The following is a 25,215-nucleotide window of genomic DNA, read 5'->3' as shown; positions in this document are numbered from 1 at the left end:
GTTTTTCCCCTTGTGGCTGCACTGCCGTGCATCAGAAGCCGACGGCCTGGCCGTCGCGGCGGCTGTCGCTGGCGGCAACGTAGCCCAGCTCGTTGTCGCTTTCGGACATGCGCCAGATGAATTGGCCGGCGCCGAAGTCCATGTAAGGATCGTCGACCGACTTCAAAGCATGCCCCAGGTCTTTCAGGCCCGCAATAGTGGAAGCCTTCATGTTGGTCTCGATATCCAGCGTGAAATCGCGGTTGACCTTCCAGCGCGGCGCGCAGCAGGCGGCCTGCGGGTTCTGGTGGTAGTCGATCATGCGCACGACGGTCTGCAGGTGGCCCTGGGGCTGCATGTCGCCGCCCATGACGCCAAAGCTCATGACCGGCTTGCCGCCGCGGGTCAAAAAGCCCGGGATGATGGTGTGGAACGGGCGCTTGCCGCCTTCGACCACGTTGGCCGACTGGGGATTCATCGAGAAGCCCACGCCGCGGTTCTGCATGCTGATGCCGGTGCCCGGCACCACCACGCCCGAGCCGAAGCCCATGTAGTTGGACTGGATGAACGAGATCATCATGCCGTTTTCGTCGGCGGCGGTCAGGTAGACGGTGCCGCCGGCGTGCGGGCGGCCGGCTTCGAAGTGGGTGGCGCCGTCCAGGCGGATCAGCTTGGCGCGGCTGTCCAGGTAGTCGTCGGACAGCATCTGCTCGGGCGTGACTTCCATCGAGCGCGGGTCGGCCACGTACTTGTACAGGTCGGCAAAAGCCAGCTTCATGGCTTCGATCTGCACGTGCTGCGACTGCACCGAGTCAACCGGCAGGCTGGCCATGTCGAAGCGTTCGACGATGCCCAGCGCGATCAGCGCGGCGATGCCCTGCCCGTTCGGCGGGATTTCATGCAGCTCGTAGCCGCGGTACGACTTGGAAATCGGCTTGACCCATTCCGGGCGGTAGCCGCGCAGGTCTTCCAGCGTCATGGCGCCGCCGCATTCCTTGGCGAACGCGGCGATGCGTTCGGCCAGTTCGCCTTCATAGAAGTCGCGGCCATGCGAGGCGGCAATGCGGCGCAGCGTGTTGGCGGCATCCGGGAAGCGGAAGTGTTCGCCGACCTTGGGCGCGCGGCCTTCCGGCATGAACGCCTGGGCGTAGCCCGGCTGGCTGCTCAGTTCGTTGGCGGCAGCGGCCCATTTGTGCGCCACCACCGGCGGCACGGCATAGCCGCGCTCGGCGATTTCGATGGCGGGCTCGAACAGTTGTTCGAACGGCAGCTTGCCCAGCTTTTCGTGCAGTGCGGACCAGCCGGCGACCACGCCGGGCACCGTCACCGCGTCCCAGCCGCGCTTGGGCTGGATGGCCAGGCCGTCCGGGCCCGTGCCGTACTTGCGCTTGAAGTATTCGACGTTCCAGGCGGCCGGGGCCACGCCGGACGAATTCAGGCCATGCAGTTCCTTGCCGTCCCAGACGATGGCGAAGCAGTCGCCGCCCAGGCCGCACGATACCGGTTCGACCAGCACGATGGTGGCGGCCGCGGCGATGGCGGCGTCCACGGCGTTGCCGCCCTTGAGCAGCATGCGCAGGCCGGCCTGGGCCGCCAGCGGATGCGACGTGGACACCACGTTGCGGGCGAACAGCGGGATGCGGACGGAGGGGTAAGGGTTGACCCAGTCGAAGGATTTCATGGCGCTAGTCTCAGATAGGTAAGCTCGCGAAGGTACTCTCGTGGTCTAATTAAATCAATTTGATTTTTTGTTCCGTCATAAAAGATTTTTTTGTGAATCAAGCCCGGGCTTTTCGGCACGGATTGCCCCCGGATTCAACCCCGGAATCACCCCTATGAGCACCATCCGATTCCTGCGCACCTTCCTGGCGGTGGCCCACCATGGCTCGTTTTCCGAGGCCGCCGAGCAAGTGGCCCTGACGCAGGCCGCCGTCAGCTTCCAGATGCGCTCGCTGGAGGCCGAACTGGGGCGTGAATTGTTCGATCGCAGCGGGCGTCTTGCCATTCTTAACGCAGCCGGACGGGAATTGCTACCGGAAATCAAGCACTTGCTCGATTTATACGACCGCATGCGGCTGCCGCGCACGGTGCCGGGCGAACTGGCCGGGTCGGTGTCGGTAGGCAGCATCGTGTCCTGCATGGGCACGCTGTCCAAGGTGGTGTCGGGCATGAAAAAGGCCCATCCCAAGCTGGACGTGCGGATTCTGTCGGGCAAGGCCAGCGAGCTGGCCGGCAAGGTCGAAGACGGCGAGCTGGACGCGGCATTCCTGGTGGAAGCCGGCCGCAAGATGGCCAGCACGCGCTGGGTGCCGCTCTACGAAGAACCGCTGGTGGTGATCGCCCCGCCGTCGGCCGCCGGGCGCGATGCGCGCCAGGTGCTGGCGGGCAACCCGTTCTTGCGGTTCGACCGCACCCAGCGCACCGGGCTGCAGATCGACCGGCTGCTGCGGCGCCTGGCGGTGCCGCTGAACGAGTTCCTGGAACTGAACGCGATCGAGACCCTGGTAGAGCTGGTGCGCCAGGAAGTCGGCGTGACGCTCTTGCCGCTGATCAACGGCTCGAACTGGCATGCCAGCCCGGAACTGCGCATCCTGCCCCTGCCTGACGACCTGGGCCCGATGTCGCGGGCCATCGGCATGCTGGAACGGCGCGAACATGCGCGCCAGGGCATCACGGCGGCCATCTGCGAGGCCTGCGCCACGGCCTTCCGGGCCCGCGAGCCCCAAGGGGCGGCCCCAGCCTGACGGCAACGCCAGGCCGGGGCAGGTTTTACAGCCCCATCGCCGGATCGGTGACCGACGGCTTGCCCGTTTCCACCCGGCCGGCAAAGCGACGCAGGTAGGCGGGGTCTTCGTTCAGGCGCGCCGTGAAGTCGTACCAGGCGCCGCTGGCCTTCAGGGCCCACGACTGTTCCACCTGGCTGCCCGCCGGCACCGTCAACGTCCACTTCTCATTATTGGTGTAGTAGGCGTTGGGCGTGATGACGAAGGTGACCGGCTTCTTGCCGCTGTTGATGAAGCTGGTGTAGACGTCGCCATTGGCCACGTCGTAGCAGACGCGGATCTCGGCATCGAGCTGCTCGCTGCGAGCCAGCGCCAGGTCCCCCGCGAAGTGACGCAGATAGCCGTTCGGGCCCATCACCCACAGGTCGTACTTGCCGCCGTCGGCGGCCACGTCCCAGCTGCCTTGGAGCTGCTTGTTCGGTTCGACCGTGTAGCGGCGCGGCAGGCGGTCCAGGTGCAGGCGGTCGTAGACCTGGAACACGCCGGTGGCCGTGCCGGTATTGGCGAACACCAGCCACATGGCGCTGGTGCCCGGCTGGGCGCGGCCGCTGGTGTGCAGTTCATAGGGCAAGGCGCGCGAAAACCGCACGCCGGTTTCCTGCTTAGGCTTGGCCTGGGTGGTCGTATCGGGCAGCGGCACGGCCGGCAGGGCCTGCTGGTCGGCACGTGTCTGGTCGGCACCGGCCCGCGTGAGCAGGGTCAGGTCGGGCAGCTGTTCATTGTTGGGCGTGGCGAAATTGAAGGCCGAGGTCAGGTCGCCCAGCACCGCGCGGCGCCACGGGCTGATGTTCTTTTCGGGCACGCCGAACCGCGCTTCCAGGAAACGCAGCACCGACGTGTGGTCGAACGCCTGGGAATTGACCCAGCCGCCACGGCTCCAGGGCGACACGATGTACATCGGCACGCGCGGACCGGGGCCGTAGACGCGGTTGTCGGCGGCGTCCAGCACCGCACCGGCCGGGGTGTACGACGGCCGCGTATGGCGTTCCATGTCGGTATTGACGGTGGAGTCGCCGGCCATCGAGCCGTCCGGATTGAGCGAAGGCGCGGCGGGCGACGGCACGTGATCGAAGTAGCCGTCGTTTTCGTCGAAGTTCACCAGCAGCACCGTCTTGCTCCAGACGTCCGGGTTGGCGGTCAAGGCGTTCAGCGTTTCCTGGATGTACCAGGCGCCCTGCACCGGGCTCGACGGGCCGGGGTGTTCGGAATACGTGGCGGGAGCCACGATCCACGAGATCTGCGGCAGGCTGCCGTTGGTCACGTCGTCACGCAACGCCTGCAGGAAGCCGCCGTCCGGCATGGTGTTGGCCGTGCCTTTGTAGAGCGGGTTGGTGGCATCCATGGCCGGCGTCCAGGCGGGGTACGGCGAGCCGTCGGTGCCATTGCCGGCCAACTCGTTGGCCTTGCGGTACTGGCGGAAACCGGCCAGCGGGTTGTCGCCGAAGTTCTCGGGCAGGTTCTGGTACACCTTCCAGGTCACGCCGGCTTCCTGCAGACGCTCCGGGTAGGTCTTCCAGGTCCAGCCGATGGTCGAGGCGCCCAGGTCGTCCCACTGGTTGCGGGTGGACGGGCCGTTGCCCAGCGCCAGCGGATCGTTGGTGCCGGTCCAATGGAACAGGCGGTTGGTGTTGGTGCCCCCATGCGAAGAGCAGTGGTAGGCATCGCACAGCGTGAAGGCCTCGGCCAGCGCGAACTGGAACGGCAGTTCCTGCCGGGTGTAGTAGCCCATCGACTGGTTCTGCTTGTAGCGCGGCCATTGATACAGGCGGCCGCCATCCCAGGCGTTCTGGGCATCCACGTAATCGTGCGGCGTGCCGGACACGCGCTGGGCGTTGCCCTTGGTGCTGTCCAGGTGATACGGCAGCACCACGCGGGTGCCGTTGGTCTGTTCCCAGACCGAGCGGTTCTGCGGCAGCGGCACGGTGATGCGGTCGCCAAAGCCGCGCACGCCCTTGAACGTGCCGAAGTACATGTCGAACGAGCGGTTTTCCTGCATCAGGATGACCACGTGCTCGACGTCGTTGATGGTGCCGGTGCGGTTGTTGGCGGGAATCGCCAGCGCGCGGCGGATGGCCGGCGGGAACATCGACAAGGCGGTCAGGCCGGCGGTCGAGGCGGCGGCGTTGCGCAGGAAGCGGCGCTTGCCGGCGTGGATGGGGTCTTTTTCGGACGTCACAGGGGCTATTCCTTGAATTCTGATGGGGGCGCCGCTGTCAGGGCGCGCAACGCAATTGGGGCTTGACGGGCTGGGTGGGCGTCTCGGGCTGCTGGCCGCCCGGGGCGCCGCTGCCGCTGTCGCTGTCGTCGTCCTTGTCGCCGCCGCAGGCGGTCAGGGTGGCGGCGATCATCAGCACCGCGCCCAGGCGCAGGAACGCGCGCAAGATCGGGGAAGTAGTCATGGTGTGTCTATCCTTGGGACATCAGGGGAACAGTTCGGAAACGGACTTGCCGGACAGGGCCAGCGAGCGCACTTCGGCTTCGGTCAGCGCGCGCGACCAGAACGCCAGGTCGTCGAAATACATGGTGTACGGGCCCTTGGTGCCGGCGCAGCACACGCCGTAGGTGCCCTTGCCGTCTTCGTTCAGGCCCAGGTGCGGGCCGAACACGCCGGCGATCCTGGTCAGGTCGACCGTGCCGGTCGGCGTCGACCGGCTGGTGAAACCCAGCTCCGGGTCATAGACGTAGGCCGTCATGGTCTTGGCGGTCTTGTTGATGGCCATGGCCACGTAGATCGGCTTGTTGGGCGTGAACTTCACGCCGTTGATGTCGACCCGCGCGCCGCCGGCCAGGTTGAAGCGCAGCTCGGGGCCGGCCCACTGGGCGATGGTGATGCCGGGATTGCCGCCGGAGTTGTAGTCCTTGTTGCCCAGGATGGAGCGGTCGTTGGCAGTGCCATCGGACTGATACCAGAAGCCGATGGTGAAGGCCGAGACGGTGTCGAGCAGGCCCGCCGGATAGTCCAGCTTGAACGCACCGAGCGGGTCGGCCGTGCGCTGGTTCTGGAACATCTTGCCGAACACGCCCTGGTTGGCGAAGGCCGGCGCCTGGACGCCGTCGTACGGCGTGATCGCCCCGCCGCCCGCGGCCTTGTCGGTCACGTCGCCTTCGAACGGGAACAGCATCGTCAGACCGGTACGCAGCGACGGCAACAGCGGCACCGGCGCCGTGTACACGACCGTGGCGCGCACGGCCGTGACGGCGCCACCCACCGAGATGGTGTAGTTCAGTTCGTGCACGCCTTCGGTGGTGAACGAGAAGGCGGTGTCGGCATAGTCGGTGGCCGTGCCCGGCAGGCGCGCCAGTTCCTTGCCATCGCGGGCAATCACGATGTCGCCGACCGGCACCCCGACGCGGGTCCAGCTGAGCGAAACGGTCTTGTTGTCCATGGACGTGCGGCTGGCGGCGCGGCGCAGGGCCACCGATTCGGTCAGGGCGGCGCCCGCCATGTCGTACTGGCCGGCGGCCGGCAAGGCGCCCAGGTGCGCCAGCACGGTGGGCGCGGCGTCGGCCGCGCTGGGCAAGGCGTACCAGGCGCTGTTCCAGACGCCGTCGAACGACGCGTCGTCGGCGCTGCCGCCCAGCAGCGGCTGCCGGTTCATCGCCAGCAGCGTGGTCTTGTTGGGCGAGAACTGCAGGCCATCGCTGCCGCCGGTGCGGTCCAGGCCGTGGCTGGAGGCCACCACCACCAGCCAGTTCTCTTCCGGATGGTCCGCGCGGCGGGCGGCCACCTGGGCCAGCAACGCGCCCAGGGCGGCGTCCGTCTGGCGCAGGGTGGCCTGGTAGGCGGGGCCGAAGCTGCCGGCCTGCGCCGCGGTCTCGGCGGCGCCGAACTGCGCCACCACCACGTCATAGCCTTCGGTGATGCGATCACGTGCCTGGCTGGCGACGCAATCGTCCACGCCGGCACAGTCGGTCAGGCTTTGCAGATAGCCGGCGGCGCGGTCGTTGCCGGCCAGGCTGGCCAGCAGCGTCGAATTGAAGGCCGCCGCCGTGCGCGCGGCGGGCTTGGCCGTCTTGACGCGCTGGAACAGCGTCGGCGTCTTGGGCGCCTGGCCGGCCGCGTTGCTGCGCACGCCATGCTGATCGGCCCACTGGCCGGTCAGCAGCGTGGTCCAGCCCGGCACCAGCAGCGTGGGCTGTTGCGTGACGCCACCGGTCACGCCGCCGGTCCAGCTGCGCGTCACGGTCAATTGCGCCAGGCCGGGCAAGGACTTGTCCGCCACGCCCTGGCGGTAGGCGTCATACGTCAGGCCGTCCATGCCGATGAACAACACCTTGGCGGCCGAGCCCGCGCCGGGCTGCGTCGCGGGCGGCGGCGGTGTCGCCGCATCGTCGTCGCTCTTGTCATCGCCGCCGCAGCCGGCCAGCGCGCCCAGGGCGGCCAGGGCCGCGCACCAGCGCTTCCACTTCATTACCTGCATGTTCTTTCCCTTTCGAAACCCGCTTTGTGGGTGGCCCACATAGTGGCTTCGCAAGGTGAACGACGCATGAAGCAAAGACAGGAATCGCTGATCGACGGATCAGGATTTTTTTCTGATGCGACACAGACCGAAACAATGCAAAGGGACCGGCGTGCCGGTCCCTGGGTCCTTTCCGACAAGCGGACGCGGCGTGTTGCGCGCCGCGTCCGCCCAGCTCGGCACAGCCTGGTCAACTGCCGATCTTCACACCGGTCAAGTAGCCCACCGATGCGCCGAAGCCGTCCTTGTAGTTGGCCTTGACCAGCGGTTCCAGCGTGGGCCGCACCTTGGCGTGCACGCTGCCCCAGTCGGCGGCGTGCTGGAAGTTGCTGGTGATGTAGGTCCAGCCGTTGATCTCGTCCACCGCCTGCAGGCCAGTGGATTCGGCCGCCACCGGGCACGACAACAGGCGCGACAGCACCTTGGTGTCGACGTTATAGGCCCACAGGAAGTTGTTGACGTGGCCGCCGCTGTCTTCGCCCACGAACAGCGTGCGCAGCTTTTCCGAGAACTTCAGGTTGTCGGGGTTGGAGATCTTGTCGGCGTTGTGGGTATTGCCCAGCTCGTCGACCGGCGAGATCGGCGCGCCGACCAGTTCGGCCACGGCGGCCATGTCCACCGGTACCCATTCGCTGTCGATGGCCTGGCCGTTGGTGTCGACCTGGCCGGCCTTCAGGTGCAACTGGTAGACGGCGCCGGCCGAGTTGGCCGTGACCTTCATGCCGGCCACCGTGCCGTCGACCATCGAGCTTTCGATGCGCGACATGGCGCTGTAGGCGATCTTGTCCTTGGCGTTGACGGTGGTGCCTTCCATCTTGGTAAAGCCCAGCGTGCCGCCGACCAGCGCGGCGTAGCGGTGGGTTTCCAGGAAGGCGGCAGCCTGGCGGCGGCCCGGCATCAGCTTGACCCAGTTGTCGGCGCCGCTGAAGCGGATCTTGGTGAAGGTGTTGTCGGCCGGGTCCGTCTTGCGCACGTCCATGATATCGGCGGCGGTCAGCTGGTCGGCCAGTTCCTTGACTTCGGCGCTGGTGGCGTGGCCCAGGTTGATCCAGGTCAGCGTGCCGGCGCCCGGGCCGGTGCCCGAGGTCTGCGTCCACTTGGCCACGTACAGCGAGCCCGACGACAGGTCGGCCTTGCGGTCGGCTACGAACATGAACAGGCCGCCGTTGGTGGCGTCGTCGCCCATCAGCGCGGTGCGCTGGTCAGGCATGATCTGCACCAGCTCGTGCGAGATGCGGCCCATGCAGTAGTGCTTCTTGATGCTGCCGGTGCCGTCCGGGTTCACCGTCACTTCCGGCATGTGGCCGTAGTGGTAGGGGTTGGCCTTGTTGGGGTCGTTGAACAGGTTCTGGCTGTAGGCCTGGAACTGCGCCTGCGTCTTGGCGACGGTGGCGTCGGGTTCGTACTCTTCGCTGGACAGGTGCGTGTTCCAGGGCGACAGGCTGGCGCCGCAGGTGATCCACAGGCCATTCACCGGCGAGGTGTCGACGTTGCTGTACTTGACCAGGCTGAGCTTGCCGGTGGCCGGGTCCTGCGCCAGGGTCAGCACGGCAATCGGCGACGGCAGACGGCCGTACATGTCGGCGCCGGCCTGGTCCATCGACTGGTATTCGAACTGCACCACGGCAAACACGGTGTTGCCGTTGACGCCCGGCACGGTGGGCGCTTCCAGCTTCAGGAGCGACATGCCGTCGGGGCAGTTCGAGAAGAACTGGCGGGCCTTGGCGGGCACCGAGTTGTCCATGATGGGCGCGCCGGCATTGTTGAAATAGGCGCCGGCGATGATGCTGCCGCCCTTGCCGTCCGGCACCGAGTCGCCGGTCATGAAGAATTGTTCGTAGCCCAGGTCGACCTTGCGGGTCGAGCCGTCGCTGAACGTCAGCACCATCGACGAGCCTACCGTCGTGCGCGCCATCAGTTCCGGGCTGGCCAGCGAGGGAGCGGGCATCGACGTGAACGAAGCGGACTTGAACGTGACGTTGGCCGCGGGCGGATCGCCGGGCGTGACGACGGCGTTGTCATCATCATCGTCGCTGGAATTACAGCCCGCCAGCAGCGCGGCCATGCTCACGCCGCCCAGCGGCAGCATCGGCGCGCCGCCCAGCATTTTCAGAAGTCGGCGGCGGTTGGCGTGTGTCGTGTCTTGCATCGTTGTTTCCTGTGGGAGGGGTCGGTGCCGCGGTGCTTGGCCGCAGCGTGCACGCATGCTAGACAGGTGGCATTTAAGCTTGATGACAGCGCGCCGTCTGCCGCCTGAAAGGAATGGCGCGGCGCTATCGCGGACTTGTCATGATGGGCCGCTATAGTCGGGCGCATTCCTGTTTGCACGCCTTGTTCGCCTTTCGCCTTGCCATCCATGCCCTTGTCTCTGCGTTTGTCTCCTCCCGCCGCGCCCGCCGCGCTTCGTGTGCTGGCCGTGCTGGCGCTGGCCGCCGGCCTGGGCGTTTGGGGCGCGGTGCTGCTGGCCCCGCGCCCCGGCCCCTTGCCCCCTGCCCTGTCGGCCCCCGCGCCGCGCGCCGCCGACAACACGCCGGTGGCGCTCTGGTTCGGCCGCGATGAAGTGATGCGCACGCAGATCAGCGTGCTGGGCGTGATCGCCGCGGGCACGGACGGCGCCGCCGTCTTCAGCGTCGACGGCGGTCCGCCCCTGGCCTGGCGCGTGGGCGATGAAGTCGCGCCGGGGATTCTCTTGAAAGAGATCAGCGCCGACGCCATCACGGTCGAGCAAGGCGGCCGCGCCAGCCGCCTGGCGGCGCCAGTGTTCCCGGCCCCCGCGGACAGCATCGCCCGCGTCGCCAAGTGAGCGCGCCAGGCTCATATTGCTGTCATATTTCATGTCCACAATCCTCCGCTTCTACTGAAAGACCGGAGTTGTAAAGTGCGTCAGTCATCGCGTGGGCCTGCTCGCCAGCAGGGTTTCACCCTGATCGAGATCATGGTGGTCATCGTGATCATGGGGATTCTGGCGGCCCTGATCGTTCCGCGCGTGCTCGACCGCCCCGACCAGGCCCGCCAGGTGGCGGCGCGCCAGGATATCGGCGGCATCATGCAGGCGCTCAAGCTGTACCGGCTGGACAACGGCCGCTACCCCACCACCGCCCAGGGCCTGCGCGCGCTGGTGGAAAAGCCCGAAGGCGCGTCCAACTGGCGCGGCTACCTGGACAAGCTGCCCAACGACCCCTGGGGCCATCCCTATCAATACCTGAGCCCGGGCGTCAAGGGCGATATCGATGTGTTCTCGTTCGGCGCCGACAACAAGCCCGGGGGAGAAGGCGGTGATGCCGACATCGGTTCGTGGGAACTCTGAACGCGGCTTCACGCTAGTCGAAGTCCTGGTGGTGCTGGTGATCGTTGCCATTGGCGCCAGCATGGTCAGCCTGTCCATCGGCAAGGGGCCTGATCCGCTGCGCGACGACGCGCAGCGCCTGGCCGACGCCTTTACCGTGGCCCAGAGCGAAGCTCGCAGCGACGGCCGGCCGATACGCTGGCTGCCCGCCAGCGGCGGCTGGTCGTTCGAACGCCAGGGCCGCGGCGATTCGCCCACCGCCGAGGAAGACGTGACGCTGCCCGTGGACACGCTGGAACGCGACGATGCGCTGCGCCCGCGCGCCTGGCTGGCCGGGCCCGTGCAACTGCGGCTGAACCCGAACCGCCCGCTGATCTTCAATACCGAGTGGGTGGCCGATCCGTTCAGCCTGCAGCTGCGGGCCGGCGAATCGCTCGTGACGCTGTCGCGCGACGCCTCGGGACACTATGACATCCGCTGAATTCGTCACCTCGCGGCAACGTCGGCGCCAGCGCGGCTTCACCCTGATCGAAGTGCTGGTGGCGCTGGCCATCATCGCGGTCGCGATGGGCGCGGCCCTGCGCGCCACCGGCGTCATGGCCGCCAACAACCGCGCGCTGCAGGACAAGACGCTGGCGCTGCTGGCCGCGCAGAATGCGCTGACCCAGCTGCGGCTGGAGCAGACGCTGCCGCGCGCAGGCACGCAGACCGTGCCCTGCCCCCAGGGTGGGCTGGCGCTGCGCTGCGAGCTGGCATTCACCAATTCGCTCAGCCGCAGTTTTCGCCAGGTGTCGGTCAAGGTGCGCGACCAGGCGGACGGCGGCGTCCTGCTGCAGTTGGACGGCCTGTTGTCGAGCCTGCGATGAATCTGCACCACCCGCGGGGCCGCAAACCGCGTCCGATATCGCGCCCGATGCCGCATCCGATGCCGCCCGCGCTGCCGCGCCAGTGCCCGCGCCAGGCGCTGCACCGCCACCGCGCCGAAGCCGGCTTTACCCTGATCGAGGTGCTGGTGGCCCTGGCGCTGATGGCGCTGGTCAGCCTCATGGCCTGGCGCGGCCTGGAAAGCGTGTCCAGCGCGCGCGAGTGGATCTCGCAGCAGGCCGAAGACACCGACGCCATCGTGCGCACGCTGGGCCAGCTGGGGCGCGACGCCGAACTCGCCTATAACGGCCCGTCGTTCGCCGCGCCCGGCATCGATGCGCGCGTCTTCACCAGCGGCATCCGCCTCTTGCCTGGCACCGCCGGCGCGCAGACGCTGGAAATCCTGCGCCCCGACCCGGACGGCAACGGCCGCTGGCAGCGCGTCCAATGGTCCGTGCGCAAGGACGGCCTGTGGCGCGCCAGCGGTGCGTCGGCCGAGCAGGCGCCGCTGCCCCCCGTGGGCGACGGCGTGCGGCTCCTGCCCGGCGTGCGCGCGCTGGTGCTGCGCGGCTGGGTGCCCGGCGCCGGCTGGATGGATACGCGCTCGCCGTTTTCGGCTACGCCCAGCGGCATCGAGATCGCGCTGGACCGCGGCGCGGGCGGCGACACCCGCCGCTACAGCCGCATCCTGGAGCTGCCATGAACGCGCCCCGCCCGCGCGAACGCGGCGCCGCCGTCATCAGCGCGCTGATCATCGTCGCCATCGTCGCCGCGCTGACCACCAGCCTGTTCCAGCGCCAGACCGCCAGCACGCGCCGCGTCGAAAACGAAATGGCGCGGGTGCAGGCGCGCATGATGCTGGCCGGCGGCATCGACTGGGCCCGCCTCGTGATCCGCGATCATGGCAAACGCGAATCCACCACCCGCGGCGACCAGATCTGGGCCACGCCCATACTCGACACCCGCATCGAGCGCCCCGGCGACGACCGCGTCGCGGTGTTCTCCGGCCGCGTGCAGGACGAGCAAGGCAAGTACAACCTGAGCAACCTGGCCAGCCACGGCGTGCCGCAGCCCGAACAGGAACAGGTGCTGCGGCGCCTGTTGGCCAGCCTGCGCCTGCCCGACGCGCTGGCCGCGCGCATGCTCGACATCATCGCGGCCAGCCAGCCGCCCGCGCAGCCGGCCGACGCGCCCACGCCGGCCCAGGGCGGCCAGACCCCGGATGCCCGGGCGCCGCAGCCGCGCGGCATCGACGACGTGGCCGCGCTGCTGGGGCTGGAACCCGCGGTGCGCGACGAACTGCGCCGCACCATGACCGTGCTGCCGTTGGCCACCAATATCAACGTCAACACCGCGCCGCCGGAAGTCATCGCCGCGCTGGTGCCGGGCCTGTCGCTCAGCCAGGCCCGCGCCATCACCGGCGAACGCGATCGCGGCAACTGGTTCAACAACAGTGGCGACTTCGCCAACCGGCTCGCCGCCACGGGCGTGAAAGCCCCGGCGCCGGCCGTCGTCACCGCCAGCGGCTGGTTCATGGCCAACGGCGTGGTCGCCTACGAACGGGCCCGGGTATCCATGCAGGCGCTGATACGCAGCGCCCCGCCCGCCGCACCCGACACCCTCTGGACACGAGAAAATCCTTGAAGAATTCCTTGCGCATCGCGCTGCCCCCCCTGGCCGAATTCGGCCCCGGCTCGCCCCTGCCCTTTGCGTGGTTCGACCGCCGCGGCAATTGCGCGCGCCGCGGTGAACTGACGCTGGCGGCCCTGGGCCAGGCCTATCCGCAAGCCGCTTGCGAAGCGGTGCTGCATCCCGGCGACGTCATCGCCGCCACCGTGCAGGTGCCCGCCGTGGCGCGCGCACGCTTTGGCGCCGCGGTGCGCAGCGCGCTCGAACCCCTGGTGCTGAGCGACCTGGACGACCTGGCGATCGGCCACGGCCCGCGCGCCGCCGACGGCTCGGTGCCGCTGGCCTGGGCGGCGCGCGAGCCGGTGCGCCGCGCCTGGAGCCTCTTGAACACGCACGGCCTGCGCGCCCATGCCTTGATTGCGCCGCAGACCCTGGCGCCCGACGACGCCACACCGCTGCGCGACCCCGCCGACCCGCGCTGGCGGGCGCCGTCGCCGTCCTGGTCGCTGGCCATGCCGCAGCTGGCACCCGCACGCGTGTCGCGCTGGCGCCCCGTCTGGCGCTGGGGTGCGGCGGCCGCCGTGGTCTGGATCGGCGGCTTGAACCTGCACGCCGCGCAGTTGCGCGGAGAGGCCCAGTCCCTGCGCGACGGCATGCGCCGCCAGGTGCTGGCCGCGTTCCCGGACATTCCCGTGGTGCTGGACCCGGCCCGCCAGGCCCGGCAAGGCCTGGACGCGCTGCGCGACCATCGCGGCGCCGCCAGCGCGGGCGACTTCCTGCCTCTGGCCCGCGCCGCGGCGCAGACCCTGCCCTTTGCCGCCGACAAGGTCGCGCGGCTGACCTATGCCGACCAGGTCCTGACCCTGCAACTGGCCGACGCCGGCCCCACCGCCCAACGCGTGGCCGAAACCCCCGCGCTGGTCCAGCAAGCGGCCGCACAAGGCCTGAAGCTGGAACGCGGCGACAACGACAACACCTGGCGCATCACGCGCAGCCAACCATGACGCCCCTTGAACGCCTTGACGCCGCCTGGCGCGCCGTCCGCAAACCCCTGGCGCCCGCCGCCGACCGCGCCCGCCAGCGCTACCTGGCCCTGGCCCCGCGCGAACGCCGCCTCGTCAACGCGGCCGGCGCGTTGCTCGGTGCGGTGGTGGTCTTCACCGTACTGATCGAGCCGGCGCTGGACACCACGCGCAAGCTGCGCGATGAACTGCCCCTGCTGCGCACGCAGGCGGCTTCCGTGGCCGACCTGGCCGCGCAGGCAGCCGCCTTGCGCGGCAAGGCCGCCGCGCCCGCCGCCACGCTGCCCACCGCGACCGACATCGGCGCCAGCCTGGAACGCGCGGGCCTGCCGGCCGACCACTGGAAGCTGGACCACCCGGGCCAGGGCGACAGCGTCACGCTGGCCCTGACCGACATCCCGTCGTCGGCCCTGCTGCGCTGGCTGGAAAACGCCGCCGGTGACTGGGGCCTGACCGTCAAGGACGTGGACCTGACCCGCGCCGCCAACGCCAATGGCCGCCCGTTGCCGGGGCTGGTCAACGGCAGCCTCACGCTGGCGCTGCCGGCACGCAAGGCCCGATCCTGATGCGTCTGCCTCGTTTGCCCAAGCGCACCGGTCTGGCACTGGCCTGCGGCGCCTGTGCGCTGGCGGCGGCCGCCGCCGTGCTGCCTGCGCGCTGGCTGCTGGCGCTGCTGCCCGCCGACGCACCGGTCACGCTGGCCGACGCCGCCGGCACCCTCTGGAACGGCAGCGCCTGGATCGCGCTGGGCCCGCCCGGCGCACGCCGCCTGCTGCCGCAGGCGCTGCACTGGCAATGGCGCTGGTCGTCGATGACGCTGGAACTGTCGCACCCCTGGCTGCAAGGGCCGTTGCGCGCAGGCGTGGGCTGGACCGGCGTCACGCTGTCGGCCCAATCGCTGCGCCTGCCGGCCACGGCGCTGCCCGCGCTGGGCGCGCCCTGGAACACGCTGGCGCCCGAAGGCACGATCGAGATCAACTGGCAGGCCCTGCGCCTGGGCGGCAACCTGCCCGAGGCGCCGCTGGCCGACCTGCGCTGGCGCGATGCCGGCACGGCGCTCACGCGTGTGTCGCCCGTGGGCACCTATCTGCTGAAGATCCGCGGCAACGGCAAGTCCGGCGCCACGCTGGCGCTGACCACCGAAAACGGCCCGCTGGCCGTCACCGGCCAGGGCAGCGCCAGCGCGCGCGGCGTGCGCTTCACGGGCCAGGCCACGTTCGCCCCGTCGGCCAGCGAGGCCGACCGCGCCGCGCTGGACGGCCTGATGTCCACGTTGGGCCGGCGCAGCGGCGATACGGTGGCGTTCGGCACGGGAAATTAAGGCGCCGGGCTGGCGGGGCCCGGCCCGGCACGCCCCGGCGCGTGCCGCCCCGCCGTGCGGGCCTCGTGCCTTCTCGCCGCGCGGGCTTCAGGCGTCCCGCGTCACCCGCAGGATTTCTTCTGGCGAGGTGTCGCCGCTTTCCACCCAGCGCGCGCCATCCTCACGCATGCTGAACATGCCCGCAGCGCTGGCCGCGCGGCGCAGTTCGCGCTCGTCGCTGCCTTCGTGGATCAGCCTGCGCGCCTCGTCGTCCACCGTGAACAGCTCGTGGATACCCGAGCGGCCGCTGTAGCCCGTGTGGTTGCAGGCGTCACAGCCGACCGGGTGGAACACCCGCACGCCATCCTGCATCGACGGCTTCTTGCACGCCGGACACAGCTTGCGCACCAGCCGCTGCGCCAGCACGCCCAGCAACGACGAGGACAGCAGGAAGGGCTCCACCCCCATGTCCGTCAGCCGGGTCACGGCCGACACCGCGTCGTTGGTGTGCAGCGTGGCCAGCACCAGGTGGCCCGTCAGCGAGGCCTGCACCGCGATCTGCGCCGTTTCCAGGTCGCGGATTTCGCCGATCATGATCACGTCCGGGTCCTGCCGCAAAATGGCCCGCAGCGCCAGCGCGAAACTCATGTCGATCTTGGCGTTGACCTGCGTCTGGCTGATGCCCGGCAGGTCGTATTCGATCGGGTCTTCCACCGTCAGGATGTTGCTGGTGGACGCATCCAGCCGGCTCAGCGCGGCGTACAGCGTGGTGGTCTTGCCGCTGCCTGTCGGCCCGGTCACCAGCACGATGCCGTGCGGCTGGCGGATCAGCCGGTCCAGCTGGCCCAGCACGCCGGGCGCCATGCCCAGCTTTTCCAGCCGCAACCGGCCGGCCTCCTTGTCCAGCAGGCGCAGCACCGCGCGTTCGCCGTGTCCGGTGGGCAGCGTGGACACGCGGATGTCGATCGGCCGGCCGCCCACCCGCAGCGCGATGCGGCCGTCCTGAGGCAAGCGCTTTTCGGCGATGTCCAGGTGCGCCATGATCTTGATCCGCGAAATCAGCGCCGCGTGCAGCGCCTTGCGCGGCGACACCACGTCGCGCAACGTGCCGTCCACCCGGTAGCGCACCACCGAATGCGTCTCGAACGGTTCGATGTGGATGTCGCTGGCGCCGTCGCGCGCGGCCTGCGCGAACAGCGCGTTGATCATCCGGATCACCGGCGCGTCGTCCTGCGCGTCCAGCAGGTCCGCCACTTCGGGCATGTCCTGCAGCAGGCGGTCCAGGTCGATCTCGTTTTCGGCCACGCCCATCACCGATGCCGCGTCCTCGGCGTGGCTGTAGGCCGCGGCCAGCAACGTTTCCAGCGCCTCGTCCTCCACCTGCGTCACCGCGATATCGCCATGGCAGCGCCGGATCTCGCGCACCGCCCATTCCGGCGTGCGCGGGCTGACCGTCAGTTGCGCATGGCCCGCGCGCAGCGACAGCACCGCCCGCTGGGCGCGGGCCCAGGCATAGGGCAAGGGGTGCGCGCTCATTGCAGCGACGACAGGTCGCGCGCCACGCTCGCAGCCAGCGGCCGGGGGGCACGAATCGGCACCGACGCATTGCCTGTCTGCACCAGGTCGGGATATTGCCGCACCGCGAACGACTGCACGCTGGCCGCCGCCGGCCGCGCGGCCTGGGCCGGCTGGCCGCCGCGGAAGTCGTACACGTTGTTGGACACCGAGCCCGCACCGGCGCCGGCCGGCGGCAGCATCGGCGCCTGCGCATCCGGCAGCAGCCAGTGGTTGCCCGGCTGCGTGGCCGCCTGGGCGCGGCGCATGTAATCGTAGCGATCCAGCGTGACGGCGGCGCTGCGGTTGGCGTCGCGCACCACGTAAGGCCGCAGGAACACCATCAGGTTGGTCTTGGTGCGCTTGCGGCTTTCGTACTTGAACAGCTCGCCCAGCACGGGAATCGAACTCAGGCCCGGCACATTGTTCGACGTGACCGTCACGTTCTCTTCCAGCAGGCCGCCCAGCACGATGATCTCGCCGTCGTCGACCAGCACGCTGGTGTCGATGGCGCGCTTGTTCGTCACGATGCCGGTGGTGGCCGTCGAACGGCTTTCATCGATGCTGCTGACTTCCTGGTAGATGTCCAGCTTGACCGAACCGCCTTCCGACACCTGCGGTCGGATGTTCAGCTTCAGGCCCACGTCCTCGCGTTCAATGGTCTGGAACGGATTCGAGCTGCCATTGCTGCCCGACGTGACGTACTGCCCCGTCACGAACGGCACCGTCTTGCCCACCAGGATGCTGGCCGACTGGTTGTCCAGCGTCAGCAGGTTCGGCGTGGACAGGATGTTGGCCTGGCCCGTGTTCTGCATGGCGCGCGCCAGCACGCCCAGGTTGATCACCTTGTTGCCCAGCACGTCCACCGTGCCCTTGACCACGCCCAGGCTCAGGCCGCCGCCCAGCGCGTCGATCGACGTCGGGCCCTTGCCCGACAGGCCGCTGCCGCCCAGGTTGGTGCCGCCAATGAAGCTCGTGCCGCCGCTGTTGATGTTGCCCGCGCCCGTCATCCACTGAATGCCGAATTCCGCCGCGGCATCTTCGCTCACTTCGACGATCAGGCTTTCCACCAGCACCTGCGCGCGGCGCTGGTCGAGCTGGTCGATCACTTCACGCAGGCTGCGGTACAAGGGTTCCGGCGCCGAGATGATCAGCGAGTTGGTGGCCGGGTCCGCCTGGATGGTGGCGCCGCCCGCCGAATACGACACCGCCTGGTTGCCGGTCTCGTCGCGCGCGATGCGTTCCTGGTCGCCCGACATGCCGCCCTTGGACGACCCGGACGCGCCGGTCGAACCCGACAGCCCCAGGCCGTTGTTGCCCGTGCTGCTGCCCGTGGCCTGCTGCGTCCGGTTGCCGCCCGTCTGCGCGCCGCCGGCATTGCCGCCCGCCGGGTTGGCGCCGGGCGCGGCATTGGCCTGGCCGGCCAGCAGGCCGCCCAGCACTTCCGCGATGCGCGTGGCCTGGGCGTTGCGCATGTACACCACGTGCAAATTGCCCGCGCGGTTCTGCTGCGCATCCAGCTTCAGGATCAGGTCGCGCGCCAGGCGCGTGCGCGCCGGGCTGCCCGCGCGCACCAGCACGCTGTTGCTGCGCGGGTCCGCCACCACCGCGATGCGCTGCGTGGGGTCGTTGCTTTGCGTGTCCAGCAATTGCGACGCCAGCACTGCGATATCCGACGCAATGCCCGAACGCACCGGCACCACGTCCGTGTCGATCGAACTGGGCACGTCGATCCGCGCGATCACCGCCGCGATGCGGTCCAGGTTGTCCGCGTAGTCCGTCACCACCAGCGTGTTGTTGCCCGGATACGCATTGATCGGGTTGTTCGGCGGCACCATCGGGCGCAACACCGGCACCAGGTTCGCCGCATTCTCGTACTTCAACGGAAACACCCGCGTCAGCATCTCGCCGCTGTTGCCCGAAGCGCCACGCGCAAACGTCGACACCGGCACCGCGCCCTTGCCCGCGCCGCCCGCGGGCGCTGCCGGCCGCGGATCGCCCACCACCGCGCTGCCCTGCAGCTTGGCATCGGCTTCCGGCACCACCCGCGTCACACCGTCCACCTCGACAATCGCAAAGCCTTGCAGCCGCAGCGCGCCCGTCAGCATCGACAAGGCCTGCCCGCTATCGACGGGCCGGTCCGACACCAGCGTGAGCTTGCCCTTGACCCGGGGATCGACCAGGAAATTGCGCTTGGTGAACAGCGACAGCGCACGCAGCACGGCCGGGATATCCGTGTCCACGAAATTCAGGCTGACGCGATTGTCTGCCTGTTGAGCATAGGCCTGGCTGGCCGTGGGTCCGAGTTGGCTTGCCGCGAGCAAGACCGCAAGGCTGAACTGCGCGATGTGACGCATGACGAGATGTGCCTGAGACGTGAAGACATGTGAAAAGACGTGAAAGCGCGTCGGAGTATACGGGGTGACACTGCAACACTACGGTCATAATCCAAAGGCAAGGTGACGGCCTGGAAAGCCTTTATTCACGGGCCTCTCGCGCCTGCGGGCAGGCACCCGGATCACCCTCCCACCATGCCATCCTTTCGTTACGAAGCCACTGACGCGCTCGGAAAAATCGTGCACGGCACGATCGACGCCGACAGCGAACGCGGCGCGCGCAACCAGCTGCGCGGCCGCGGCCTCCTGCCCCTGTCCACGTCTCCCGCCGCGCGCGCGCAAGGCCTGGGCGCGGCATTGCGCACGCGCCTGTCCGACGCCGACCTCGCCTGGCTCACGCGCCAGCTCGCCAGCCTGCTCGCCGCCCGCCTGCCGCTGGACGCCGCGCTGTCCGCCACCCTGGAACAAGCCGAAAAGAAGCACATCGCCGCCACCCTGGAAGGCGTGCGCGACGACGTGCGCGCCGGCCATCGCCTGTCCACCGCGCTGGCCTCGCGCCCCCGCGACTTCCCCGAGATCTACCGCGCCCTCATCGGCGCCGGTGAAGAATCCGGCGACCTCGCCCAGGTCATGGAAAAACTCGCCGACTACATCGAAGAACGCAACACCCTGCGCAGCAAGGTCATGACCGCGTTCATCTACCCCGCCGTCGTCGGCTGCGTCTCGGTCATCATCGTCATCTTCCTGCTCGGCTACGTCGTGCCCCAGGTCGTCTCCGCCTTCAGCCACGCCAAACAGCAGCTGCCGCTGCTCACCCGCATCATGCTGTCGCTGTCCGACTACGTCCGCGACTGGGGCCTGGCCACCGGCGCCGCCATCGCCCTGGCCATCATCCTGTGGCGCTACTCCCTGCGCGTGCCAGCCGCCCGCCACGCCTGGCACGCCCGCGTCCTGCGCCTGCCCCTGGCCGGCCGCTTCGTCCTGGGCGTCAACGCCGCCCGCTTCGCCTCCACCCTCGCCATCCTGTGCGGCAGCGGCGTCGCCCTGCTCACCGCCCTCGAAGCCGCCCGCCGCACCCTCGGCAACGACGTGCTGCGCACCGCCGTCGACGAAGCCTCCGCCCGCGTCCGCGAAGGCGCCGCCCTGTCCAGTTCGCTGGCCGCCCAGAAAGTCTTCCCGTCCCTGCTCGTCCACCTGATCGCCAGCGGCGAAAAAACCGGCCAGCTCCCCGAACTGCTGGACCGAGGCGCCCAAAACCTCTCCCGCGACCTGGAACGCCGAGCCATGGCCATGACCGCCCTGCTCGAGCCCGCGCTGATCCTGCTGATGGGGGGATTCGTACTGTTGATCGTGCTGGCGGTGATGATGCCGATCCTGGAGATGAATCAGCTGATCCGCTAGAAGGGAAAGAAAGGCGAGGCGCGCATTGCACGCGCTGTGCCAAAGCAAGCGATAGCAGCCTAAAAACTGCAATACCGCCGAAAACAAAAAGCATTCATCGCCAGCGCACCGCGAGCATCGCGACGACGCAGCACAACGCGTAAGCCGGGGACGGCCGCCCGCGCGGCCGTTTTCGGCGGGCCCCGCAAACCTCTCCCCCACACACAGGTCTGACAGCGCGACAACCCTAGACGCTCGTAGCCCGGCGCGGGCCGCGCACCGCGTGTGCGCGCCGTCGATGCGCCCGAGGGAATCTGTAGGAGTCGCCGAAGGCGAGGACGAAGATGACGAAGGGGAAGTCCGGAGCGAAGGCTCCGGACCGCAATCGTTGGCGCGCACACGCGGTGCGCGGCCCGTGCCGGGCGACCTACGAAGAAAGGGTACCTACGAAGAAAACAACCCACGCAAAAATAAAAAAATCAAAGCGCCTCTTCGTCACTCTCACCCGTCCGAATCCGGATGGCTTGCTCGACCGGCGTGACGAAAATCTTGCCGTCCCCGATCTTGCCCGTACGCGCCGCCTTCACGACCGCTTCGATCGCCGCCTCGACCTGGTCATCCGGCAGCACCACTTCCACCCGGATCTTCGGCAGGAAATCCACCACGTATTCCGCCCCCCGATAAAGCTCGGTATGCCCCTTCTGGCGCCCGAACCCCTTCACTTCCGTCACGGTCAGCCCGCTGACGCCCACCTCGGCCAGCGCCTCGCGGACTTCGTCGAGCTTGAAGGGTTTGATAATGGCGGTGACTTGTTTCACGTTCGTCGTCCTGGTTTTTGATCTGTTGCAACGCCCTGCCCCGGCCACATGCCGGCAAAGCGCAATGATTAAGAGAATACCACCCGGCATAGCGGCCGCCACCCTGGCGCCGCCTCCCATGCCGCCGGGAAAACCCGCAGCCTAGCTGCCCGGCGCCTCGTCCGGAATTCGGTCCGCATCCCGCATCCACACCACCGATTCCGAATCGCTCGGCGCCCGCCAGTCGCCCCGCGGCGACAGCGACCCGCCCGAGCCCACCTTCGGCGCATTCGGCACGCACGTCCGCTTGAACTGGCTGAGCCGGAAAAACCGGTCCAGGAAGATCTTCAGGTTGCGCTTGATTGCCGCCAGGTCGTACTGGTTGCGCGCCACGTGGCCGCCTTCCGGCCACGCCCCGGCATCCCGGTCGCGCCAGGCCGCCAGGGCCAAGAATGCCACCTTCGTCGGCGAAAAGCCGTAGCGCAGCGTGTAATACAGGTTGAAATCCTGCAGCTCGTACGGCCCGATCGTGTCCTCGCTCTTCTGTCCCGGCTTGCCGTCGGCGCCACCCGGCACCAGCTCGGGGCTCACGTCCGTGCCCAGCACATCCAGCAGCACCGCCGCGCCTTCCGGCCCCAGGCGGCCCGACTCGGCCACCCAGCGCACCAGGTGCGTAATCAGCGTCTTGGGCACGCTGGCGTTCACGCTGTAGTGCGACATATGGTCGCCCACCCCGTACGTGCACCAGCCCAGCGCCAATTCGCTCAGGTCGCCCGTGCCGATCACGATCGCGCCATTGAAATTGGCAATGCGGAACAGGTGGTTGGTGCGCTCGCCCGCCTGCACGTTCTCGAACGTGATGTCGTACACCGGCTGGCCATCGGCATAGGGATGCCCCAGGTCTTTCAGCATCTGCAGGCAGCTGGGGCGAATATCGATCTCGGACGCCGTGCAGCCCACCACCGCCATCAGCTGGCGCGCCTGCTGCAGCGTGCGCGTACTGGTCGCAAAGCCCGGCATGGTGATCGCCAGGATGTTCGCGCGCGGCAGCCCCAGCGTATCCATCGCCTGCGCGCACACCAGCAGCGCATGGGTCGAATCCAGCCCGCCCGAAATGCCGATCACCACCTTGGACATGCCGCTGGCCGACAGCCGCTGCGCCAGCGCCTGCACCTGGATGCTGTAGACCTCTTTGCAGCGCGCGTCGCGGCGCTGCGCGTCGGCCGGCACATAGGGGAACCGTGCCACGCGGCGCTCGAGCGGCAGCTCGGCGTCTTCGAGCGGGGGATTCACCGGCACCCGCACGTTGCGGAACTTGCGCACCTCGTCCTGGTGGCGCCGCACCGATTGGCCGAAGGTCGTCTGGCGCATGCGCTCGCGCGACAGGCGTTCCAGGTCCACGTCCGAGAACAACAGATGCGATTCGGCCAGGAAGCGCTCGGACTCGCCCAGCAGTTCGCCGTTTTCGTAGATCAGCGCCTGGCCGTCCCAGGCCAGGTCGGTCGATGACTCGCCGCGCCCGGCCGACGTATACATGTACGCCGACAGGCAGCGCGCCGACTGCTGCGCCACGAGTTGATGGCGGTATGCGGACTTGCCCACCACGATGTTCGAGGCCGACAGGTTCACCAGCACCGTCGCGCCCGCCAGCGCCGCGAACGACGACGGCGGGATCGGCACCCACACGTCCTCGCAGATCTCGACATGGAACTGGAACAGCGGCAGCTTTTCCATCTGGAACAGCAGCTCGGCGCCGAACGGCACCGTCTGGCCCAGCAGCGCGATTTCGGTCGCCGCGGTGCAATCGGCCGCGCTGAACTGGCGCGCTTCGTAGAATTCGCCGTAGTTCGGCAGGTAGGTCTTGGGCACCACGCCCAGGATGCGGCCCCCGGCCACCACCACCGCGCAATTGAACAACTGGTGCGCTACCCGAAGCGGCGCGCCGACGATCAGGGCGATGTCCAGTTCGGCCGTGGCTTGCACCACCTGGTCCAGCGCCGCCTCGCAGGCATCCAGCAGGGCCTGCTGGTGGAACAGGTCGTCGCAGGTGTAGGCCGACAGGCCCAGTTCGGGAAAAGCGGCCAGCACCGCGCCGCCCTGGGCGGCCTGCTGCGCCAGCGCAATGGTCTGCGCGGCATTGAAGGCCGGGTCCGCGACCCGGCACTCGGGCACGCCCACCGCCACGCGGGCGAATCCGTGGGAATACAGGTTGAAGAACGGGTTCGACATCGGGTTTCTATCGCCTGGGAATCCAAGCGCCGATTATCTCACGGCGTCATCCGGCCAAGCGGGCATTCCCCTGGGGACGACAGGGTGCGGCAAGCCCCCCGGGCCGAGCCCCCGCCCGGCCGGCGAGGGTCTACGCGGACGGCGGCGGCGCCAGGCGGTCGCGGTCCGGCCCCTGCCGTGCGCCTTCCGCCGCCAGCGCGGCCTGGATGGCGCCGTCGCGCAGGTAGCTGCCCATGGCGCCGATGTCGGCGCCCGATGGCTGCTGGTACAGCCGCAGGCCCAATTCCGGCAGGATCGCCAGCAGGTGGTCGAAAATGTCGCCCTGGATGCGCTCGTACTCGACCCAGGCCGTGACCGCCGTGAAGCAATAGACCTCGACCGGAATGCCGTCGGCCGTGGGTTCCATCATGCGCACCATCATCGCCATGTCCTGGCGCACCTCGGTGTTCTGCTTCAGGAACGCCAGGCCATAGGCGCGGAACGTGCCGATATTGGTCAGCCGGCGGCGGTTGGCCGGCACGCTGGCCAGTTCGCCCATGGTCTGGTTGGCCTGGGCGATATCGTGCGTCTTGACCCGCAGGTAGTCGTGCAGCAGCCGGAACCGCATCAGCCGCTGGGCTTCTTCGTCGGTCAGAAAGCGCACGCTGCTGGCGTCGATGCGCAACGTGCGCTTGATGCGCCGGCCGCCCGACTCGAACATATGACGGTAATTGCGATAGCTTTCGGAAAACAGCTTGTAGGTCGGCACCGTGGTGACAGTGTTGTCCCAGTTCTGCACCTTGACCGTGTGCAGGGCGATATCCTTGACGAAGCCGTCGGCGTTGGACTGCGGCATCTCGATCCAGTCGCCGATGCGCAGCATGTCGTTGCTGGTCAACTGGGTGCTGGCCACCAGCGACAGCAACGTGTCCTTGAACACCAGCAGCAGCACCGCCGACAACGCGCCCAGGCCCGAAATCATCCACAGCGGCGACCGGTCGATCAGGATCGAAAGCACCAAAACGGTGCATACCGCCATCAGGATCAGCTTGCTGATCTGGATGTAGCCCTTGATGGAGCGGGTCTGTGCGCGCGTGGTGGCCGAATAGGTGTCCTGCCAGGCGCTCAGCACCCCCGAAAACGCCACGAACACGCAGATCCAGGCCCCGGCATGCGCCAGCCGGCCCACCAGCGCGGCCGCCTTTTCCACGTGCGGCACCAGCTCGATGCCGATCGACACCACCGCGAAGGGCACGGCGTACCACAGGTTCTGGTAGGCCCGGCGGCGCTGCAGCGCCTTGTCCCAGTCTTCGTGGCCGCTCACCACCAGCAGCCGGTGGGCCAGCAGCAGCACCACCCGCGCGACCACCCACTGGACGAACAACGCCGTCAGGATCAGCACGCCGATGCCGACCAGCGTCTGGGCCCAGGGCTGGTGCGGCATGTAGGTATCAAGTTCGGTGGCCAGTTCTTCCCATTCCATGGGCATAGCTCGAGTGCTCTCTAATGATTCGGACAAGGGGGCGCGGCGCGAACCGGCCAGATCGCTGCCGCCAGGATATATCCCGGCGGCCCGCGGATGCGACCCTGAATTATCCGACAAGTCGCGGCGGGGCA

General features: G+C 68.5%; 21 protein-coding genes. 11 read left to right on the top strand and 10 right to left on the bottom strand.

All coding sequences use genetic code 11. The annotated features are described in order from the left end of the window. Positions 1-31 precede the first annotated feature (31 nt). Positions 32-1,660: a gamma-glutamyltransferase gene (gene ggt, locus ACUDP5_RS11335; protein ID WP_263911952.1), complete on the bottom strand. Its 1,629-nt coding sequence runs from the start codon at positions 1,658-1,660 to the stop codon at positions 32-34. 154 nt (positions 1,661-1,814) lie between these two features. On the opposite strand from ggt, the gene ACUDP5_RS11330 reads away from it, so the two are divergent. Next, on the top strand, positions 1,815-2,723 hold the full coding sequence (locus ACUDP5_RS11330) for a LysR family transcriptional regulator (protein WP_263911950.1): 909 nt from the start codon (positions 1,815-1,817) through the stop codon (positions 2,721-2,723). Positions 2,724-2,748: 25 nt separating this feature from the next. Here the strand turns inward: ACUDP5_RS11330 and ACUDP5_RS11325 are convergent, their stop codons facing one another. The 4 genes from ACUDP5_RS11325 to ACUDP5_RS11310 form a co-directional block, all read right to left on the bottom strand. Further along, the gene (locus ACUDP5_RS11325) at positions 2,749-4,938 is read right to left on the bottom strand and encodes a phosphocholine-specific phospholipase C (protein WP_445658797.1); all 2,190 of its coding nucleotides are present in this window, start codon (positions 4,936-4,938) and stop codon (positions 2,749-2,751) included. 37 nt (positions 4,939-4,975) lie between these two features. After that, a complete protein-coding gene (locus ACUDP5_RS11320; protein WP_263911947.1) occupies positions 4,976-5,161 on the bottom strand; it encodes a hypothetical protein in 186 nt (61 codons plus the stop codon). A 21-nt stretch (positions 5,162-5,182) separates the two neighbouring features. Continuing rightward, positions 5,183-7,183: an alkaline phosphatase family protein gene (locus ACUDP5_RS11315; protein ID WP_445658796.1), complete on the bottom strand. Its 2,001-nt coding sequence runs from the start codon at positions 7,181-7,183 to the stop codon at positions 5,183-5,185. Positions 7,184-7,412: 229 nt separating this feature from the next. Further along, complete coding sequence (locus ACUDP5_RS11310; protein ID WP_445658795.1) at positions 7,413-9,371, bottom strand: PhoX family protein; 1,959 nt, start codon at positions 9,369-9,371, stop codon at positions 7,413-7,415. Positions 9,372-9,578: 207 nt separating this feature from the next. Here ACUDP5_RS11310 and ACUDP5_RS11305 point away from each other — a divergent pair, with 207 nt between their 5' ends. The 9 genes from ACUDP5_RS11305 to gspN all read left to right on the top strand — a co-directional run bounded on the left by ACUDP5_RS11305 (position 9,579) and on the right by gspN (position 15,344). Then, entirely contained in the window at positions 9,579-10,025 is a 447-nt protein-coding gene (locus tag ACUDP5_RS11305) for a hypothetical protein (protein ID WP_445658794.1), read from the top strand. 132 nt (positions 10,026-10,157) lie between these two features. Beyond that, a complete protein-coding gene (gene gspG / locus ACUDP5_RS11300; RefSeq protein ID WP_232786570.1) occupies positions 10,158-10,529 on the top strand; it encodes a type II secretion system major pseudopilin GspG in 372 nt (123 codons plus the stop codon). Beyond that, on the top strand, positions 10,501-10,989 hold the full coding sequence (gene gspH / locus ACUDP5_RS11295; RefSeq protein ID WP_263911939.1) for a type II secretion system minor pseudopilin GspH: 489 nt from the start codon (positions 10,501-10,503) through the stop codon (positions 10,987-10,989). Before gspG ends, gspH begins: the two co-directional genes overlap by 29 nt. Continuing rightward, positions 10,976-11,374 carry a type II secretion system minor pseudopilin GspI gene (gspI, locus tag ACUDP5_RS11290; RefSeq protein WP_445658793.1) on the top strand — a complete coding sequence of 133 codons (399 nt, stop codon included), beginning with the start codon at positions 10,976-10,978 and terminating at the stop codon, positions 11,372-11,374. The genes gspH and gspI overlap by 14 nt, the downstream gene beginning before the upstream one ends. 59 nt (positions 11,375-11,433) lie before the next feature. Then, entirely contained in the window at positions 11,434-12,075 is a 642-nt protein-coding gene (locus ACUDP5_RS11285; RefSeq protein ID WP_445659156.1) for a prepilin-type N-terminal cleavage/methylation domain-containing protein, read from the top strand. Beyond that, the gene (gene gspK / locus ACUDP5_RS11280) at positions 12,072-13,016 is read left to right on the top strand and encodes a type II secretion system minor pseudopilin GspK (protein WP_445658792.1); all 945 of its coding nucleotides are present in this window, start codon (positions 12,072-12,074) and stop codon (positions 13,014-13,016) included. Before ACUDP5_RS11285 ends, gspK begins: the two co-directional genes overlap by 4 nt. Further along, positions 13,013-14,005 (top strand): type II secretion system protein GspL, encoded by a 993-nt coding sequence (gspL, locus tag ACUDP5_RS11275; RefSeq protein WP_445658791.1) that lies wholly within the window; start codon positions 13,013-13,015, stop codon positions 14,003-14,005. The genes gspK and gspL overlap by 4 nt, the downstream gene beginning before the upstream one ends. After that, complete coding sequence (locus ACUDP5_RS11270; protein WP_263911934.1) at positions 14,002-14,589, top strand: type II secretion system protein M; 588 nt, start codon at positions 14,002-14,004, stop codon at positions 14,587-14,589. Before gspL ends, ACUDP5_RS11270 begins: the two co-directional genes overlap by 4 nt. Next, positions 14,589-15,344: a type II secretion system protein N gene (gspN, locus tag ACUDP5_RS11265; RefSeq protein WP_263911933.1), complete on the top strand. Its 756-nt coding sequence runs from the start codon at positions 14,589-14,591 to the stop codon at positions 15,342-15,344. The genes ACUDP5_RS11270 and gspN overlap by 1 nt, the downstream gene beginning before the upstream one ends. 87 nt (positions 15,345-15,431) lie before the next feature. Here gspN and gspE read toward each other — a convergent pair whose 3' ends face one another. Both gspE and gspD read right to left on the bottom strand, forming a co-directional pair. Next, positions 15,432-16,859, bottom strand: coding sequence for a type II secretion system ATPase GspE (gene gspE / locus ACUDP5_RS11260; RefSeq protein ID WP_445658790.1), 1,428 nt, complete (start codon positions 16,857-16,859; stop codon positions 15,432-15,434). Further along, positions 16,856-19,234, bottom strand: a complete 2,379-nt coding sequence (gspD, locus tag ACUDP5_RS11255) for a type II secretion system secretin GspD (RefSeq protein ID WP_445658789.1) — start codon at positions 19,232-19,234, stop codon at positions 16,856-16,858. The genes gspE and gspD overlap by 4 nt, the downstream gene beginning before the upstream one ends. Before the next feature lie 174 nt (positions 19,235-19,408). On the opposite strand from gspD, the gene gspF reads away from it, so the two are divergent. After that, the gene (gspF, locus tag ACUDP5_RS11250) at positions 19,409-20,614 is read left to right on the top strand and encodes a type II secretion system inner membrane protein GspF (RefSeq protein ID WP_263911929.1); all 1,206 of its coding nucleotides are present in this window, start codon (positions 19,409-19,411) and stop codon (positions 20,612-20,614) included. Between the two features lie 458 nt (positions 20,615-21,072). Here gspF and ACUDP5_RS11245 read toward each other — a convergent pair whose 3' ends face one another. The 3 genes from ACUDP5_RS11245 to ACUDP5_RS11235 all read right to left on the bottom strand — a co-directional run bounded on the left by ACUDP5_RS11245 (position 21,073) and on the right by ACUDP5_RS11235 (position 25,081). Further along, positions 21,073-21,411 (bottom strand): P-II family nitrogen regulator, encoded by a 339-nt coding sequence (locus tag ACUDP5_RS11245; protein ID WP_006386376.1) that lies wholly within the window; start codon positions 21,409-21,411, stop codon positions 21,073-21,075. Positions 21,412-21,552: 141 nt separating this feature from the next. Beyond that, positions 21,553-23,619 carry an NAD(+) synthase gene (locus ACUDP5_RS11240; RefSeq protein ID WP_263911928.1) on the bottom strand — a complete coding sequence of 689 codons (2,067 nt, stop codon included), beginning with the start codon at positions 23,617-23,619 and terminating at the stop codon, positions 21,553-21,555. A 130-nt stretch (positions 23,620-23,749) separates the two neighbouring features. Beyond that, positions 23,750-25,081, bottom strand: coding sequence for a mechanosensitive ion channel family protein (locus tag ACUDP5_RS11235; RefSeq protein ID WP_263911926.1), 1,332 nt, complete (start codon positions 25,079-25,081; stop codon positions 23,750-23,752). Positions 25,082-25,215 lie beyond the last annotated feature (134 nt).

It is taken from the genome of Achromobacter sp. NCFB-sbj8-Ac1-l (genome assembly GCF_052695805.1).
The sequence above is the reverse complement of the archived record's forward strand: the minus strand, read 5'-3'. Positions and strand labels throughout refer to the sequence as shown.

What these genes read in the sequence shown, in the direction of transcription:
- ACUDP5_RS11310 (WP_445658795.1), bottom strand. Translation starts at nt 9,371, where the DNA reads ATGCAAGACACGACACACGCCAACCGCCGCCGACTTCTGAAAATGCTG.
- gspH (WP_263911939.1), top strand. Translation starts at nt 10,501, where the DNA reads ATGCCGACATCGGTTCGTGGGAACTCTGAACGCGGCTTCACGCTAGTC.
- ACUDP5_RS11240 (WP_263911928.1), bottom strand. Translation starts at nt 23,619, where the DNA reads ATGTCGAACCCGTTCTTCAACCTGTATTCCCACGGATTCGCCCGCGTG.
- ACUDP5_RS11330 (WP_263911950.1), top strand. Translation starts at nt 1,815, where the DNA reads ATGAGCACCATCCGATTCCTGCGCACCTTCCTGGCGGTGGCCCACCAT.
- ACUDP5_RS11285 (WP_445659156.1), top strand. Translation starts at nt 11,434, where the DNA reads ATGCCGCCCGCGCTGCCGCGCCAGTGCCCGCGCCAGGCGCTGCACCGC.
- ACUDP5_RS11320 (WP_263911947.1), bottom strand. Translation starts at nt 5,161, where the DNA reads ATGACTACTTCCCCGATCTTGCGCGCGTTCCTGCGCCTGGGCGCGGTG.
- gspI (WP_445658793.1), top strand. Translation starts at nt 10,976, where the DNA reads ATGACATCCGCTGAATTCGTCACCTCGCGGCAACGTCGGCGCCAGCGC.
- gspG (WP_232786570.1), top strand. Translation starts at nt 10,158, where the DNA reads ATGGTGGTCATCGTGATCATGGGGATTCTGGCGGCCCTGATCGTTCCG.
- ACUDP5_RS11315 (WP_445658796.1), bottom strand. Translation starts at nt 7,183, where the DNA reads ATGCAGGTAATGAAGTGGAAGCGCTGGTGCGCGGCCCTGGCCGCCCTG.
- gspD (WP_445658789.1), bottom strand. Translation starts at nt 19,234, where the DNA reads ATGCGTCACATCGCGCAGTTCAGCCTTGCGGTCTTGCTCGCGGCAAGC.
- gspN (WP_263911933.1), top strand. Translation starts at nt 14,589, where the DNA reads ATGCGTCTGCCTCGTTTGCCCAAGCGCACCGGTCTGGCACTGGCCTGC.
- ggt (WP_263911952.1), bottom strand. Translation starts at nt 1,660, where the DNA reads ATGAAATCCTTCGACTGGGTCAACCCTTACCCCTCCGTCCGCATCCCG.
- gspF (WP_263911929.1), top strand. Translation starts at nt 19,409, where the DNA reads ATGCCATCCTTTCGTTACGAAGCCACTGACGCGCTCGGAAAAATCGTG.
- ACUDP5_RS11270 (WP_263911934.1), top strand. Translation starts at nt 14,002, where the DNA reads ATGACGCCCCTTGAACGCCTTGACGCCGCCTGGCGCGCCGTCCGCAAA.
- gspE (WP_445658790.1), bottom strand. Translation starts at nt 16,859, where the DNA reads ATGAGCGCGCACCCCTTGCCCTATGCCTGGGCCCGCGCCCAGCGGGCG.
- ACUDP5_RS11235 (WP_263911926.1), bottom strand. Translation starts at nt 25,081, where the DNA reads ATGGAATGGGAAGAACTGGCCACCGAACTTGATACCTACATGCCGCAC.
- ACUDP5_RS11305 (WP_445658794.1), top strand. Translation starts at nt 9,579, where the DNA reads ATGCCCTTGTCTCTGCGTTTGTCTCCTCCCGCCGCGCCCGCCGCGCTT.
- gspK (WP_445658792.1), top strand. Translation starts at nt 12,072, where the DNA reads ATGAACGCGCCCCGCCCGCGCGAACGCGGCGCCGCCGTCATCAGCGCG.